This is a genomic window from Spirosoma utsteinense, assembly GCF_014282275.1.
GTDB classification, from domain to species: Bacteria; Bacteroidota; Bacteroidia; order Cytophagales; family Spirosomataceae; genus Spirosoma; species Spirosoma utsteinense.
The window spans coordinates 64,355-80,087 of the sequence record NZ_VFIA01000010.1 but is presented as its reverse complement, the minus strand read 5'-3'; the positions used below and the strand labels follow the sequence as shown (position 1 = coordinate 80,087).

13 protein-coding genes are annotated in these 15,733 nt (G+C 52.2%); 5 read left to right on the top strand and 8 right to left on the bottom strand.

The window, feature by feature from the left end; all coding sequences use genetic code 11:
• The first annotated feature begins 146 nt into the window (after window positions 1–146).
• Complete coding sequence (locus tag FH603_RS09920; protein WP_186737338.1) at window positions 147–1,367, top strand: NADH-quinone oxidoreductase subunit D; 1,221 nt, start codon at window positions 147–149, stop codon at window positions 1,365–1,367.
• Between the two features lie 123 nt (window positions 1,368–1,490).
• On the opposite strand, the gene hpt is transcribed toward FH603_RS09920, so the two are convergent.
• The gene (hpt, locus tag FH603_RS09915; RefSeq protein ID WP_186737445.1) at window positions 1,491–2,021 is read right to left on the bottom strand and encodes a hypoxanthine phosphoribosyltransferase; all 531 of its coding nucleotides are present in this window, start codon (window positions 2,019–2,021) and stop codon (window positions 1,491–1,493) included.
• Between the two features lie 182 nt (window positions 2,022–2,203).
• Between hpt and FH603_RS09910 the strand changes: the two genes are divergently transcribed.
• Window positions 2,204–3,421: a tetratricopeptide repeat protein gene (locus FH603_RS09910; protein ID WP_186737337.1), complete on the top strand. Its 1,218-nt coding sequence runs from the start codon at window positions 2,204–2,206 to the stop codon at window positions 3,419–3,421.
• 112 nt (window positions 3,422–3,533) lie between these two features.
• Here the strand turns inward: FH603_RS09910 and FH603_RS09905 are convergent, their stop codons facing one another.
• The 3 genes from FH603_RS09905 to FH603_RS09895 form a co-directional block, all read right to left on the bottom strand.
• The gene (locus FH603_RS09905) at window positions 3,534–4,004 is read right to left on the bottom strand and encodes an Lrp/AsnC family transcriptional regulator (protein ID WP_186737336.1); all 471 of its coding nucleotides are present in this window, start codon (window positions 4,002–4,004) and stop codon (window positions 3,534–3,536) included.
• Window positions 4,005–4,178: 174 nt separating this feature from the next.
• On the bottom strand, window positions 4,179–4,472 hold the full coding sequence (locus tag FH603_RS09900; RefSeq protein ID WP_186737335.1) for a TIGR03643 family protein: 294 nt from the start codon (window positions 4,470–4,472) through the stop codon (window positions 4,179–4,181).
• Between the two features lie 53 nt (window positions 4,473–4,525).
• Window positions 4,526–5,734 (bottom strand): serine hydrolase domain-containing protein, encoded by a 1,209-nt coding sequence (locus tag FH603_RS09895; protein WP_186737334.1) that lies wholly within the window; start codon window positions 5,732–5,734, stop codon window positions 4,526–4,528.
• 69 nt (window positions 5,735–5,803) lie between these two features.
• Between FH603_RS09895 and FH603_RS09890 the strand changes: the two genes are divergently transcribed.
• Together FH603_RS09890 and FH603_RS09885 are read left to right on the top strand one after the other, a co-directional pair.
• On the top strand, window positions 5,804–5,953 hold the full coding sequence (locus FH603_RS09890) for a DUF2256 domain-containing protein (protein ID WP_186737333.1): 150 nt from the start codon (window positions 5,804–5,806) through the stop codon (window positions 5,951–5,953).
• A gap of 64 nt (window positions 5,954–6,017) precedes the next feature.
• On the top strand, window positions 6,018–7,739 hold the full coding sequence (locus FH603_RS09885; RefSeq protein ID WP_186737332.1) for a glycoside hydrolase family 10-like protein: 1,722 nt from the start codon (window positions 6,018–6,020) through the stop codon (window positions 7,737–7,739).
• On the opposite strand, the gene FH603_RS09880 is transcribed toward FH603_RS09885, so the two are convergent.
• Window positions 7,740–8,984: a 4-hydroxy-3-methylbut-2-enyl diphosphate reductase gene (locus tag FH603_RS09880; protein WP_186737331.1), complete on the bottom strand. Its 1,245-nt coding sequence runs from the start codon at window positions 8,982–8,984 to the stop codon at window positions 7,740–7,742.
• 221 nt (window positions 8,985–9,205) lie between these two features.
• On the opposite strand from FH603_RS09880, the gene FH603_RS09875 reads away from it, so the two are divergent.
• A complete protein-coding gene (locus tag FH603_RS09875) occupies window positions 9,206–9,679 on the top strand; it encodes a flavin reductase family protein (protein ID WP_186737330.1) in 474 nt (157 codons plus the stop codon).
• A gap of 28 nt (window positions 9,680–9,707) precedes the next feature.
• On the opposite strand, the gene FH603_RS09870 is transcribed toward FH603_RS09875, so the two are convergent.
• The 3 genes from FH603_RS09870 to FH603_RS09860 all read right to left on the bottom strand — a co-directional run bounded on the left by FH603_RS09870 (window position 9,708) and on the right by FH603_RS09860 (window position 15,704).
• Window positions 9,708–11,234: a GH3 auxin-responsive promoter family protein gene (locus FH603_RS09870; RefSeq protein ID WP_186737329.1), complete on the bottom strand. Its 1,527-nt coding sequence runs from the start codon at window positions 11,232–11,234 to the stop codon at window positions 9,708–9,710.
• A gap of 67 nt (window positions 11,235–11,301) precedes the next feature.
• Entirely contained in the window at window positions 11,302–12,192 is an 891-nt protein-coding gene (locus FH603_RS09865) for a glycerophosphodiester phosphodiesterase family protein (protein ID WP_235985358.1), read from the bottom strand.
• 38 nt (window positions 12,193–12,230) lie between these two features.
• Window positions 12,231–15,704, bottom strand: coding sequence for a VCBS repeat-containing protein (locus FH603_RS09860; protein WP_186737328.1), 3,474 nt, complete (start codon window positions 15,702–15,704; stop codon window positions 12,231–12,233).
• Window positions 15,705–15,733: the final 29 nt, after the last annotated feature.

Here is a 15,733-nt window from a genome sequence, read left to right as displayed (position 1 = left end):
GTTTTCTCGATAAGGAGCGCAAAGGTACGAAATCTCTTTTATTCAGCAAACAACTGGTGATAAAAGAGATGATTTGTAGCTGGTTAGCATCAAAAAAAATAGAGATGTTGGCTTTGGCGCGTCTCATTTCGATCTTTACGGATAGAATGACTACGCAAACGATTCAATACGAATATGCTCCCGGCCACTTCCGGGCCTCTGAACCGAGTGTTTATCAACCCGATATGCTCAACGAGGGGGAGATGATCTTGAACATGGGACCGCAGCACCCGTCGACCCACGGCGTGCTACGGTTCGAAGTAGTGACCGATGGGGAGATTGTCGTGGATGTAGTGCCGCATCTGGGCTACCTGCATCGCTGTTTTGAGAAACATGCCGAATCGCTGCCCTTCAACCAGACGATTCCTTTCGTCGACCGGCTCGATTACATGGCTGCCATGAACTCCGAACATGCTTTTGTTATGGGTGTGGAGAAAATGCTGGGTATTCAGAACGATATTCCCAAACGAACCGAGTATATCCGGGTGCTGGTCGCCGAACTGAACCGGATTGCAGCTCACTTTGTCGGCATTGGTACCTACGCCCTCGATATTGGTGCCTACACGCCTTTCCTGTGGCTCATGCGCGACCGTGAGCACATTCAGCGCCTGCTGGAATGGGTCAGTGGGGCCCGCATGCTTTACAACTATATCTGGATTGGCGGTCTGTTCTATGACCTGCCGGTCGGTTTTGAGGAGCGCTGCCGGGAGTTTGTGGCATACCTGAAACCGAAACTGGTGGAGTTGCAGCAGATCGTTATCGACAATGATATCTTCATCGGGCGCACGGCCAACGTGGGGGTATTGCCATTACCGGTCGCGATCAACTACGGCTGTACAGGCCCCATGCTGCGGGGGTCCGGTTTGCGCTACGACCTGCGCCGGGTGGATGGTTACTCGGTTTATCCTGAACTGGAGTTCGACATTCCGATTGGTGAAGGGAAGGTGGGCACCGTGGGTGACTGCTGGGACCGTAACAATGTGCGCGTGCTGGAATGCCATGAATCGCTGCGGATTATTGAGCAATGCCTCGATCAGCTCACTGGCGACCACAAACGCACCCGCGACTACGACCCGCAGGCAGTAGTACCCAAAAAGATCAGGCCGAAAGCCATGGATTTTTACGCCCGTGCCGAAAGCGCAAAGGGCGAATTAGGGTTCTTCTTCCGGACCGATGGCCGCTCCGACGTGCCGGTACGCTGCAAAGCCCGGTCGTGCTGTTTTCACAACCTGTCGGTGATCAGCGAAATCAGCAAAGGAGCCATGCTGGCCGATCTGGTCGCTATTATCGGCTCAATCGATGTGGTGATGGGGGAGGTGGATCGGTGAAAAGGGGAGGGAAAGGGAGGAAAGGGAGGAAGGAGCTATCCGGCGGTATAGGCCTTACGGGGTATTTGCCACCCGATCGTTCTTTCCTCCTTCCTCCCTTTTCTCCTCTCCCTTCCCCTTTCCCTACTCCTCCAATACCATAATATCCTTCGTGTTGCGGCCTATCCCGTCATAATCCAGCCCATAGCCGAGTACGAACCGGTTTTCGATCTCGAAGCCGACGTAATGTAGATCGATCGATTTTTTCAGGGCTGTGGGTTTGAACAGTAAGGTAGCAATGGCAATGGAGGCTGGTTGCTGGCTGCGTAGCTGATCACACACCTCACAAATGGTCAGGCCGGTATCGACAATGTCTTCAATGACGATCAGGTCGCGGCCGGTGATGGTTTCGCTCAGGCCAAGAATTTGTCTCAGCTGCCCGGTCGACTCCGTTGCGGTATACGACGCCACCCGGATAAAGGTCACCTCGCACGGGATCGTCAGGTTTTTCATCAGGTCGGCGGCAAAGATGAATGCTCCGTTGAGGACCACTACGATTAGTGGCTTTCTATCGGCGTATTCCTGATTGATCTGGTCGGCCAGCTCCTGAATACGCGTTTGAATGGCTTCGGCAGCGATAAAGGGCACAAATCTCTTGTCGTTAATGGCTAGCATATTGGCGTCGGGGAAGATCAAAGATACAGTTGGGGTAGGCAAGCGGGCAAAATTTCACCAAAAAATAAGCATAGGTAAACGTACTGTCCTGGGATTACGTTAGTACATAACGGATTAAACCATCCGGCAGGCCAACAGATAAATGACAAAAAACGGGCGGGAGCTCGTAGTACGTGAAACAAATGAAACGACTTGTGTTGACGGTATGGTTGACGGGGCTGGCGGTTCTGGCGCAGGCTCAGCTATATGATCCGTCGGCGTTTGATAAGGTATATGATGGGTTGCTGAAGCACCCCGGCGTTCAGATCGAATCGGCGGAGGCTATCAACCAGATGTACAACTATAAGTTCTACGAAGCCGATAAGGAGTTCCGGTGGTTGCGCCTTCGCTATCCCAAACATCCTATGCCCTACTTCATGATGGGATTGGCCGAATGGTGGAAGATCGTTCCCAATACCGATGTCACGGATTATGATAACCAGTGCCTGATGTATATGGACTCGACCATTACGCTGGCTGAGGAGCTGTACGATAAGAGCGAGAACAAAGTAGAGCCCGCCTTTTTCCTGGCTGCGGCCTATGCCTTCAAAGGGCGCCTGTACTCCGAACGCAAGAAGTGGGCAAAGGCCACACTAGCGGGTAAGAACGCGCTCAAGTACTTCGACAAGTGTAAAGGCAATGCCGAAATCAGTCCCGAACTGCTCTTTGGCGATGGCATGTATAATTACTATGCCCAATGGATTCCGGAAAATTATCCACTCCTGAAGCCTATCCTGGCTTTCTTTCCCAAAGGAAACAAGAAAAGTGGCATCCAGCAGCTAGAGAAAACAGCCAACACCGCTTTCTACACCCGCGTGGAGGCCCGCTATTTTCTACTCCAGATTTACAGCATGGAAAGTCAGTACGATAAAGCTTATGAAATGGCTAAGTACATGACAGAACAATATCCCGATAACCCATTTTTTGAGCGCTACTATGCTCGATCAGCCTTTGCCCAAGGTCGTTTGAACGAAGCAGAGCGGGTATCCAAAGATATTCTGGTTAAGATTGAGCGCAGCCAGTCGGGTTATGAAGGCGTCAGCGGGCGAACTGCGGCTTATATTCTTGGCTACATTAACCAGTTATTTTACAAAAATCTTCCTGAAGCAAAGGCCAATTATCTGAAAGCAATTGAGTTTGCCAAACAGACTAATTCAACGGATGCCGGTTACTATTGGTCGTCGGTGCTGGCGCTGGGCAAAATTGCGACCGAAGAGAAGCAGTACGACCAGGCACAAGGCTATTTCAAAGAGGTTATGGACAAAGCCGAGCGCAAGTCCAGCCAGTTTAAAGAAGCCAAAAAGCTGCTGGACGCCAGTAAAAAGTCACGTAGAGAAGAGCGCAGGAAACGAAGAGAGTAGAGGAATAAGGATACAGAAGTAAGGGGGACAAAGAAGATGATAAGGTTTCGCAGCAGCAATTCCTTTTATCTCCTTTGTCCCCCTTACCCGTTAATTCCTGAGTTGGTTTCTATCAAGGAATTGGAAGGACTTTGCTTTCTTTGAAGGTCGACATGATCACCATGGTCTGGGTGCTGGCCACCTCACCAATTTCGTTGATCACGTCCAGCATCAACGCCTGATAGGACTGAATATCTTTGGCGATCACTTTTAGTAAAAAGTCGCCTGAGCCAGTAATGTGGTGGCACTCAATGATTTCTGGAATCGTGTTCGCTTTGTCAACAAAAGACATGGTGGTGTCTTTTTTATGACCGACCAGCGTAACCATCACGAATGTTGTTACACCCAGGCCAACTTTATCGCGGTTGAGTTGAGCGTGGTAGCTCTGAATGATGCCCGACGTTTCGAGTTTCTTGACTCGTTCTAACGTAGGAGCAGGCGAAAGGCCAATTTCTTTGGAAAGCTGAGCGTTGGTGATCTTGGCGTTGGCTTGCAGGATTTCTAATACATTACGATCTATTTGATCTAACTTCTGGATCGACATAAACGGAGCGGTCTGATTTAAACTGTGTTCCTGAACGGGGGCAAATTTAGTATCTTAGACCGTAAATAGTCTAATAAGATATTGATTTCTTGCAAAAAGCAATAGAAATAATGCCAGTCTTTTACTTTAGCGGCACAAAATTAAGCTAAATACGGCAGACACCAAATCAGTAACTTACCGTTTGGTAACCTTGTTGTGCGTAACAGTCCGTTGCTGATCTGACTTGAATCGGCCATCATCGACTGCCGACAGTGCTGCGTGCTTCGTGGATCGCCCCTGCACCCGGGCCCGCCACATGCGCCACGACGACGGTTTCAGCGCTCGTCGCATCACCGTAATCACGTCCTGCTCCGACAGGCCAAACTGGGTTTCAATAGCATCGAACGGAGTACGATCTTCCCAGGCCATCTCAACGACTCGGTCAAGGTCAGCATCGGTTAGTGTTAAAACTGAAACGGGTGTTTTCATACCGGTAGAACTCGCCAGACAGGCAAACAGTTACTGGATTGACCAGGAATAAATTAGCGGGTCAAGCGATCTTCGGCATTGCCAAGTGCTTTCCAGATGGCAGCGAACTGGGCGGCTATATCGGCATTGTTCTCCATGTCTATGTTTGTCATGAATAGCCGGCCAATACCTGTTTTAGGGTTGAAAAACATAAAAGCCGATGCGCCCGGGTCGCTGCCTGTATGGCCAATGCTCCCATTGGAACGCATAACCCAGAAAATACCCTGGTTGATATCCCTGGGGGGTAAACCGCTAGGTAGTTGGTTTTTGGGGAATTGGGGGCTCAACATCTGCTGAAACGATTTGGCCGTTAGCAGCCCATCTTGTCCGGCATAGCCTTTCAGAATGGCCATCAGGTACTGGCTAAGATCGGCGCAGGATGTGCGGAGGTTACCATCAGGATAAGTAATTGACGAGTAGGTTGGGTAACGTTGCTTCGTCAGGTTATAGGCCCCTGCCTGACGCTCGCGGTCGAGCGTCTCGAAGGACCAGCCCGAGTGGGTCATGCCCGAGGCTTCAAGAATATACTTCCTTGTATAATCGGCGTAGGAAAGGCCGGTTTCGGTTTCGATCAACAGCGCGGCCAGGGCGGCTCCCAGATTCGTATAGGCGTAGGTCTTTCCCGGCTTCGTTCTGGCAAAATTTCGTCGGGTGTAGCGGCTGCCTTTCTCATTAAAACAACTGAAGAGAAAGCTGCTGAGCGTTTCGCCGGCGTTTTTGCCGGACAAATCGTACATCGTCAACTCGTTCGACGGTACTGTTCCCGGATCACCGCTGAAGACGTACGTCTGGGCATAAACCGGTTCGTAGTCGACCAGCCCCGATGTATGGGTGGCCAGATGCCTGATTCGAATAGTGTCTGTCGGGAAATAAGGATTCACTACCCGAAAAGGAAGCAGACTATTGATGGGGGTATCGAGAGAAAAACGCCCGCGTTCAACTAATTGCATGAGCGCAACTCCGATGAGTGTTTTACTGACTGACCCGACGGATTGAATAGTTTGCGAGGTGTAGGGTAGGTGGGATTGTACATTGGCCAGGCCAAACCCCTGTTGATACAGAACAGAATCCTGCCGAACGATGGCAACGCTGAATCCGGGGAAAAGAGACCGGGCTTGTAAAGAGGTAAGTTGAGTCGTTAATGAATCGTGTATAGTTTGAGCTGGTAGCTGGAACGTAGTAAACAGGGTGATGGTCGTAGTGAGCCAGTATTTCCGAAACATAAGCAGTGGCGGGGTTGTAACGTTGATGAACTACTGAATGCTGCCAAAGTTACCGCCCTGCCACTGCTTATGAAAATGCGTAAAAAGTCGGATTTGCCGACTAAACTGTGTCCCGTCTGCAACCGGCCTTTTGTCTGGCGCAAGAAGTGGGAGCGCGACTGGGATAACGTTATCTATTGCAGCGATGCCTGCCGAACGATTGGAAAAAAGCAAAATTGACAGTCACTTCGGCTAAGGTGTGATCGACTATCGTTACTTTTGGCAGTTAACCTGCCTCGTAGTAATGCGCTCACTCGCTCTTGTTTACATACTATTTGTTGTCTTTTCAGGGTACGGATGCCGCCGTAATAAACCGGCTGTCGCGCGCTTACCTAACCATCGACCCGCTGCTAGGCCAGCTCCAGCTGTAGCCAGCAAAACCACCCCTCCTAAACCCGTAGCGGGCAAATCGGCGGTGCCCAAACCCAAAGCGCCTGTCGTAGTCGTACCGCCTGTCGATACCGTTGAGTTTGATAACGTAGCAGATCAGTTGGCAGCCATGCCTGGTATAGCTCCTCCCAAGCATGAGTTTCGGGCGGTTTGGGTTGCTACAATCGACAACATCGACTGGCCCAGCAAAAAGGGACTACCCACGACCGATCAGCAGCGCGAAATTGTTGAGATGTTCGACCAGCATCAGCAAATGGGACTGAATGCCGTAGTCGTTCAGATACGGTCAGCGGCCGATGCGTTCTACGCCAAGAGTTCCGAGCCGTGGTCAGAATGGCTAACGGGGCAGCAGGGGCTGGCACCGGAACCCTTTTACGATCCGCTCGAATTTATGATCGAGCAGGCGCACGAGCGCGGCCTGGAGTTTCACGCCTGGTTCAATCTGGACCGGGCCACGTTTAGTAAAGTGTCGAGTGTGGCGTCGACAAACATCGTTTACCGCAAACCGGAGTGGATACTGGAATATGGTGGTCGCAAGCTGTTTAACCTGGGCATGCCCGCCGTTCGGTCATACATTGCCGGGGTTGTGGCCAATGTGGTGCGCGAATATGATGTGGATGGTATTCATTTCGATGATTACTTCTATCCTTATGCCGTAGCTGGTCAGACCCTGCGTGATGATGTAACATATCAGGCCAATTTCAACGGAATGAAAAAGGACGATTGGCGACGCGATAACGTAACCAAACTCGTTGCCGAACTGCGCGATTCAATTCGGGCTAACAAACCCTGGGTTAAATTCGGCATCAGCCCGTTTGGCATCTGGAAAAACCGCAGCAACGACCCAGACGGTTCGCTCACCAACGGCGGGCAATCGTACTATGACCTTTATGCCGATACGCGCAAATGGGTACGGGATGGCTTAGTCGATTACATCGTGCCACAAGTATATTTTAGTTCGGAGTTTGGCCGGGCACCTTACAAAACGCTGGTAGACTGGTGGACCCGCAATTCGGGCAAAGTGCATTTGTATGTTGGTCAGGGCGCTTACCGGGTTGGACGTGGTTCAGAACGGGACCCGGGCTGGGGCCGGGCCACAGAATTTCCCGATCAGATGCGTTACAACCGGCAACAGAAAGCCGTACTGGGAAGTATTTTTTTTAGCGCCAAGTCACTGAAAACGAATCCCCTGGCTATTCGTGATTCGTTGCAACATAATTTCTATCGGCATCCCGCTCTTGTACCCCCAATGCCCTGGCTGGACAGTATTCCGCCCCTGCCGCCCCACGACCTGAAGGCGGCTATGACCCCGGAAGGGATCGAACTTTTTTGGCAGCAGCCGGCTCAGGCACTTGATGGCGACGGTGCCAACTCGTATGTCATCTACCGATTTGAAGGCCGTCGCCCGCATTTGCTGCTTAATGATCCCCGGTTTATCGTGGCCCGCTGCTTTGGCGAATCATCCACGCGTTTCATCGATAAAAATGCCGATCTTAAAAAGAAGTACGTGTATGTGGTCACGGCTGTTGACCGGTTAAATAACGAGAGTCGGGAAACGGTGCTGAGGGTCCAGTGATCAGGACTGATAAGCCAGCATCACGTCATCAATTGGGTGGGCCTGGGGAAAATAGCTTACTAGTTTCAGCAGGATGCCTTCAACAACGGCGTCGGGGCAGGACGCGCCACAGGTTAGCATAACTGTAACGGGCGGCTGGCCCTGACCATCCGGCAACGGAATAAAGTTCTCGGTTACAATCTCCTGCCTGCTGTGAATGTCGAAATGCCTGATAAGGGTATCAGACAGAATTTTCTGTTCTGATTCGATAAAATAGGTTGGCAGTTTTCCCGCGCATAATTCAACGATATGTGACGTATTCGACGAGTTGTAGCCGCCTGCCACAATAGCAAAGTCGGCCGGATAGTCGAGTAGTGCATAGGTCGCGTCCTGGTTATCGTTGGTGGCATAGCAGAGCGTATCGCGGGTGTTGGCAAAATGGGCGTCGACCTGATCGGGCTGTAGCGCATACCGCTGGATCATGACCTGCTTCAGGTGATCGGCAATGCCTTGCGTATCAGAAGCCAGCATAGTTGTCTGGTTAACCACACCAATTCGCTGTAAGTCGCGGGCGGGCTCGAAACCAGTGGAGAATTGTCCGGCAAATTCGGTGTAGAACTGGTCGGCTGGCAGTTCGCCGGTGATGTAACCCGCCAGTCGCTGCGCCTGCGCCATATCTCTGACGACAACGGTAGGGGCGGCTTCTTTACTGTGCGAGAAAGTGGCCCGGGTTTCCTCGTGAGTAGGTTTCCCATGCACCACAACCGTATAATTCTTCTGCCCGATCTGGCTGGCCTTATTCCACACTTTCTCTACAAACGGGCAGGTAGTATCGTATTTGGCTACATCGAGGCCAATCGATGCAAGCTGCTGCTGTGTTTCGAGGGTGGTACCAAAAGCCGGAATGATAACAACATCATCAGGCGTTAACGCCGACCAGGGCGTCAACTGCTGACCGGAGGTGTCCATGATGAACCGAACGCCCCGGTCCTGCAAATCAGCGTTGACGTCGGGGTTATGAATCATTTCGCTAAGCAGGAAGATTCGCTTGTCCGGATTTTCTGCAATGGCTTTATAAGCGATCTCAACGGCATTTTCGACGCCGTAACAAAAGCCGAAATGCCGGGCTATATAAAATCGGACTGGTCCAAAATCGAGTACGGTCGGCGTAAAGTCCCGCTTCAGTTTGTCCCGCTTCCGCCGAAACTCTTTCAGGGGCGTGATAATACTACTGCGGTAATAATCGGGTATGTCGAAAGATTTCATTGACTGAACGAGCAAACGAGCGGGGCGCGTAGCCTGAAAGAGCGAAACAGCCTTTTCACACCTAACTCAATAATGAATCACCTACTGGGTAAAGAACAGAAGAGCAAAACGCTTCGTTCGGTACAAAGTTAATGCCTGATCGTCGTTCTGTCGCCTGGACGGAGCTACCCCGTTTAGACGACAGAACGACAACATTGTACAAAAAAACATAAATCAGCCTTATGCCGAAACGGGTACTAAAATACAAAAACTACGATGTGCATAGCGTTACTACGGTATCGCAGGGGCGGCAAAATGCCAATATCGTTACCTGGGTCATGCAAACCGCTATGGGCGGCAAGGTCCTGACCGTAGCGCTCTATCGGGTCGACTACACCATTGAACTGGTGCGGGAAAGCGGTATCCTGAACGTGAACCTGCTGGCCACCGACCAAACGGGGCTTATTCGAAAACTAGGTCAGCAGTCAGGACGGGACCGGGATAAATTTAAAAATCTGCCCTACGCGCTCGATGAACGGGGTTGCCCTTACCTGACCGAGGCCATTGGCTACGTCCAGTGCCGGGTTATGCACTCGACCGAAGCCGGTGACCACGAGCTATTCATCTGTGAGGTAAGCAAACAGGTTGTGCTGAACCCCGACAAAGAGGTCATGACAAACCAGTTTATAAAAGAGAAAAAATTAGTGCGGGGATAAAAGGCGGTGTCGTACCGAATAAAGCACCTTACTTATCACTCATCACGACCTTTAAAATGTCGTCCAGGTACTCGCGCGAGTTGGCCAGACGCGGCACCTTATGCTGACCGCCTAACTTACCCCGCTGTTTCATCCAGGTGTAAAACGTACCGCGTGGTACTACATGAATGCGGGGACGTTTGAGTACGATATCGTTGTACCGTTTAGCGTCGTAGTCGGAGTTGATCTTACGAAGGGACTCGTCCAGAACCTGGTTGAAACGCTGCTGATTGTCGGGCCGCTGGGTAAACTCAATAACCCATTCGTGGCAACCGTTCGCACCGTTACTCATATAAACTGGTCCAGCGGTGTATTCGGCCATCACCGCTCCCGTTGCTTCGCAGGCCCACGTAATGGCAGCCTCCGCATTTTCAACAATCACTTCTTCGCCAAAGGCGTTGATAAAATGCTTGGTTCGTCCGCTAACTTTTAGCCGGTGTGGATACAGCGAGGTGAAGCGTACCGTATCACCCACCTTGTAGCGCCATAAACCCCCGTTGGTCGACACGATGAGGGCATAGTTTTTATCTAGTTCTACCTCCTCGATGGTGAGCGCCTTTGGGAAGGGCTGGTCAGCTTCGTGGATCGGCACGAACTCGTAAAAAATACCATAGTCCAGCATCAGCAGCATTTCGCCTACACGCGTCAGGTCGTCCTGAATGGCGAAAAATCCCTCTGACGCATTATATACTTCCTGATAATGGACCGTCTTCGCCGGAAAAACGTGGTGCTGGAATAAGTCCCGGTAAGGTTGAAAATTAACGGCTCCGTGAACAAGCAGCTCAAAGTTCGGCCAGACCTCCAGAATGTTCGATTTGCCCGTTCGGGCCAGGATCTTATCGATCAGTACAAGTCCCCAGGTAGGTGCGCCCAGCAGGCTCGTCACATTTTCCTGCGAGGTTATCTCCGCCATTCGCTCCAGTTTGGCTTCCCACTCGTCCATGAGCGCTACTTCGAGCGACGGCGTCCGGATGAATTGTGCCCAGCTTGGCAGGTTTTTCATGACGACCGCTGAGACATCGCCAGCCGCGCTGTTAGCGCCGTATGGATTGGCATGCAGGCTACCGCCAATAGATAAGCCTTTTCCTTCGAAGGTACGGCTCTCAGGATTGTTGGCAATATAAAGCGCCATCATGTCCTTGCCCCCTTTGAGATGGCTTTCGTCTAATGACTCGGTCGTTACAGGGATGAATTTGCTGCGGGCGTTGGTCGTGCCCGACGATTTGGAGAACCAGCGCACCGGCGACGGCCACAGCACTTTAGGCTCACCTTTCATCACGCGTTCGATGTATGGAAACAACTCCTCATAGCTCGACACCGGCACCTGCTGCTGGAAATCGGCGATGGTCTGTATGGACTTGTAGCCATATTTTTGACCCCACTCTGTTCGGCGACCGGACCGGATCAGTTGCGTAAAAACCGTCTGTTGCACCGCGCCGGGGTGTTTCATCATAGCTTCAATGCGCGGGATTCGCCGTTGCAGAAGCCATTTGAGCGTGGTGTTTAGGAAAGTCATAAGGCCAAAGTAAGCAAAAAAACGATAGGTCGTGGTACTACTTCAAACGCACAAACAGACAGTTGGTTTATAAACTGAGCGCTCGGTCTGGGTAATCGGTAATGAGTCCATCGACTCCCCAGCGTTTCATCTGAACCATGTCGTCGCGCTGGTTAACCGTCCAGGGAATTACTTTTATGCCCTTTTCGTGCAGCCGGGCTACTTTGTCCGCGCTCAACAACCGATAATTGGGACTATAAATATCAGGTGTAAAGCCTAATTCCTCCAGGTTCTTTTCGGGGCTGCGCAGGTTCTCTACCAACGCGGCCAGTCGGACAAGTGGAAAATTTCCTTTAGATGCCTGCTGCTTCCACTGGGTTAACATGGCAAAGTCGAAGCTCTGAATGACGACCCGGTCGGGGGTGAGTTGTTTACGGATAATGGCTTGAACCAACTCACAAAACACGGCTGGTTCTGGCTGGCTTTTGTTGTATTCGGAAGGTTCACTTTTCAGTTCGATATTGTACGAAAACGCCGGTAAGTTTTTCGCCGTCCGGTAGGCTTCTGCCTGCTCGATCACTTCACTCAGCAGCGGCTTGTAGGTTTTTAGTTTTTGCTGCTCCGGGTAGGCCGGATTGCCGTTCGAGCCAACGTCATATCGTTTTATCTCCGCATACTCCATTCGATACAAGACCAGTTCCTTTTGCTCTTTCTTTGAGACCGGGCTGCCATCTGGTTTGATACTGAATGCTGCGTTAAAATAAGGTTCATGTGAAACGACAACCTGCTGATCGTGGCTGATAACAACGTCCAGCTCAAGGGTGGTTACACCCAGCTCAAGGGCTTTTATGAAGGCGGGAACCGTATTTTCGGGCATCAGGCCCCGACAGCCGCGGTGGCCCTGCAGGTCGAAGGCGGGAGGAGTCGAGGAGACGAAAGCAGTAGCGATCATGCAGAAAATCAATAGGATGGAACGCATAGTGGGTTAAGTTAGCTGATCAAAGGTACGGTATCTGCTTACCTGGTGTACTGTTTGACTACCCGCGACGATTGCGACAGATAGCCACCGCCCCAGCCAATCTCCATTTTTGGGTGGCGTTTCCCGCCTGATGACGGCCCCGCTTTTTCGTCGGCACTAGTCATACGGCGGTAACGGGCTGGGTTTTTCGTTTGCCTGAATGCCCGCAGGGGACCGTTGTTTTGCGTCGCTACGTACACCAGTTCGCCATTTGCCAACAAAACCGAAGCCAGCGCTTTCGCATCGCCATCGACAACAAAACCTGATCGATTGGGCGACAAAGGCCGGAATGTGGACCCACCGCTTCCCAGCAGACAAAGGCCCATACCCGCATCCTGATACCCCGACAGCACCTCGGTAGCATAGTCGTTGCCAATGGTAAGCAGGTCCAACTGATCATCCTCGTTCAGATCGGTAGCGACTGCGCCGAACACCGGCGAGAACTGAGCGTCGATTGGTAGCGGGTGAAGAAAAAGCTTACCCGATCTGTTTTCTACGTAGGCCGATGCCAGGTAGGTGGCCTGTCTTATCAAGGCCTTTTCTCGTTCGTCCTTGGTGAGCAGGTCGTGGAGACTTAGTTTGCCGTAAGCCGCATAGGAGGTCATGCGTTTTTTGAAGGATGGAATCTGATCGGTGAGCGCGTCGCGGGGGTGAAGCGGGTATTCGGCTGAGCCGTTGAAGAGGCTCAGAATAGGGTCGAGCGTGCCGTTATTGTCGAAATCGGCAGCATAGATCGAAATGGGCCGCTCGGGAGATGCCTGCAGGCGGCTGTTCAGCCCCAGATTTCCCGCGATGTAATCCATATCGCCGTCGTTGTCGAAATCGCCTGCTGTCAGGCTATTCCAGAAACCGGTAGCCGCCTGAAGATCGGGTTGTGTACCGGACTGATTCGTAAAGGAGCGGCCCTGGTTGTTTCTGTAAAGCGTGATCGGCATAAACTCGCCCGCCAGCAGCAGATCGGGCCAGGTATCGTTATCGACATCGGTCCACAGGGCTGCACAGAGCAAGCCCAGTTTCGACAAGCCGGGTGCCACCAGGTCGGTTACATCCGTAAAGCGCACCTGCTGGCCCCGGCTGTCGTTGCGGAGTATATAACTTTGTGCTGATTCGGGGTATCGCTGGGGCACGACCCGGCCACCAACGAACAAGTCGAGGTCGCCGTCGTGGTCGTAATCAGCTGCCACCACGCAGGAGCCGCTGGCTGTTACAGGCGGTAACGCGCCGGGCGAAGCCCGAAAATTGCCCCGGCCATCATTCAGATACAGGCTGTCCTGATAACGGCCTGCTTCCTGACCGAATTCGGTGCTCCCATGCACGGCGTAGAGGTCCAGATCCCCGTCGCGGTCAGCATCGATCAACAACACCCCCGTTTCTTCGGGAGCTTTAGTCCGACGGTCGTGCCGACGGAACGTGCTGTTTGGTTGCTGTAAAAAGAACGTACCCGCCCGATGCGCTGATCCGGCAATGTATAGATCATCAAGACCGTTTCCGTCAACATCGCCCACGGCAATGCCCGGCCCAAGCTGAGAGTGTTTACGGGGCAGGGTAATCTGGTGTTGCTTGTAATCGACGAAGTCATCTTCTTCCTGCTGATAGGTCAGGCCGAGGGTTGTTGTCACATCGGTCAATAGGGGAGTTGTGGGTGGTTGAAACACCATGAACGAAGTCGCCTGTTGCGTCGATTGCTGTTCTCTCAACGTTAGTGTCTGATTGGCAGGCAGATTGAACAGCGTTTGTCCGGTTCCGCCCGGCCACCAGATACGCAGTGAGTCAATCCGGCGGGCTTTACCCAAACCCATATGCAGCACCGATTCTACCGACGACTGGTAACCGCGCTGCCGCGTGTGTTCGAGGTAATGCAACTGCCCGCCTGCCCAAACTGCGATCTTTGCACCCAGACCTTCCCGGTTTCCTGGTTTTCCAGCCAGCTCAACCCGTAAATAATGATGATCCAGGGGGTCAGAAGCCGTTTCCATCGTTCGATTTCGGTAGATGAAGGCTGGATCATTGATGTTGTTCATCACGAGATCCAGATCGCCGTCACCATCAAAATCAGCATAGGCGGTTCCGTTGGTGAATGATTGTTCGGTCAATCCCCACTGGGGGGCTACGTTCGTAAATCGTAAGTTGCCCTGGTTGTGATACAGGAAATTAGGCTTGTATACGGGGTCCAGATCGGCCACGCGGTTCAGTAAGCCGGAACGTCGTTCGTTGTCTGAGCCGAATGTGCCAGCGTCCCGGTTATAACTGGTGAAGTCAAGGTCGGTGATGTCTTTTCTATAGCCATTTGTGATGAGTAAGTCGCGCAATCCATCGTTGTCGAGATCGGCGAACAGGGCGCTCCAACTCCAGTCGGTGGCAGCTGTGCCGGCCATGTAGCCAATATCGGAGAGTGTTTCGCCCCTATTTAGCTGAAGCATGTTTCGGATGTACTGAGGCTGATAACCGAGCCGTTTTGCCATCTGGAAACGGTCGTAGGGGATGTTGGCGAACATGGTTTTCTGCCGCAGGTTATCGTCCGGCATCATGTCGACAACGGCCAGGTCGTTCAGGCCATCGTTGTTGATGTCGGCCATGTCGGCCCCCATACTGTTGTGGCTCTGGTGCTTGAGCAGGCGGGCTATCTGGTTTTCGAAGCCACCCTGCCGGTTATTGACAAGCCAGACGTCGTTCGACTGGAAATCGTTGGCTACGTAAATATCCGGCCAGCCATCGTTGTTGATATCGTTGACGACCACGCCCAACCCCCAGCCCTCGTGGACCAGTCCAGCCTGGTCGGAGACATCTGTGAAACGGAGTTTGCCGCCCGGTGAACTATCATTTCGGAACAGCTTGTCGCGGCTGCGGGCACGTCCCTGATTCTGTGGGCCGGTAACCGTATTCCGGTTGTAGGCTTCCAGGGCATTTGTCAGCAGAAATACGTCCACATCGCCGTCGCGGTCATAATCCAGAAACGTAGCCTGCGTGGCATAACTCGAATCGGCCAGTCCGGTCTGGTAAGCCATTTCCTGAAAATGCGGGATGCCACGGGCGTCGTTACCCATATTCAGAAATAACAAGTTCGGGACAGCTTTGTGGCGATCCGGATGAACGGTTGAGAGATAAATATCCTGTCGGCCGTCCTGATTGATGTCGGCTACGGCTACGCCCGTACACCATAGACGGGTGGATACACCAGCCGGTTTCGTTACATCCTCGAACTTCAAATCTCCTTTGTTCAGGTAGAGCTGGCTCGATACCTGATTGCCCGCAAAAAATACGTCTGGTTTTCCATCGCCGTTAAAATCGCCTACGCCCACACCGCCACCGTTGTAGATGTATTCAAATTCCAGCACGTTGAGCGAATCACTTTCTGTGATGGAATTGGCAAACCGGATGCCGGTCTGATCGGCTGTTAGCCGTTCGAAGCGGGAGGGGGTGACCTGGCAGGCTACCAGCCAGCCAGCCAGGGCTACAAAAAGCAGAAAGCGCATGGGGAAATATACGACCAAAAAGGCCTTCC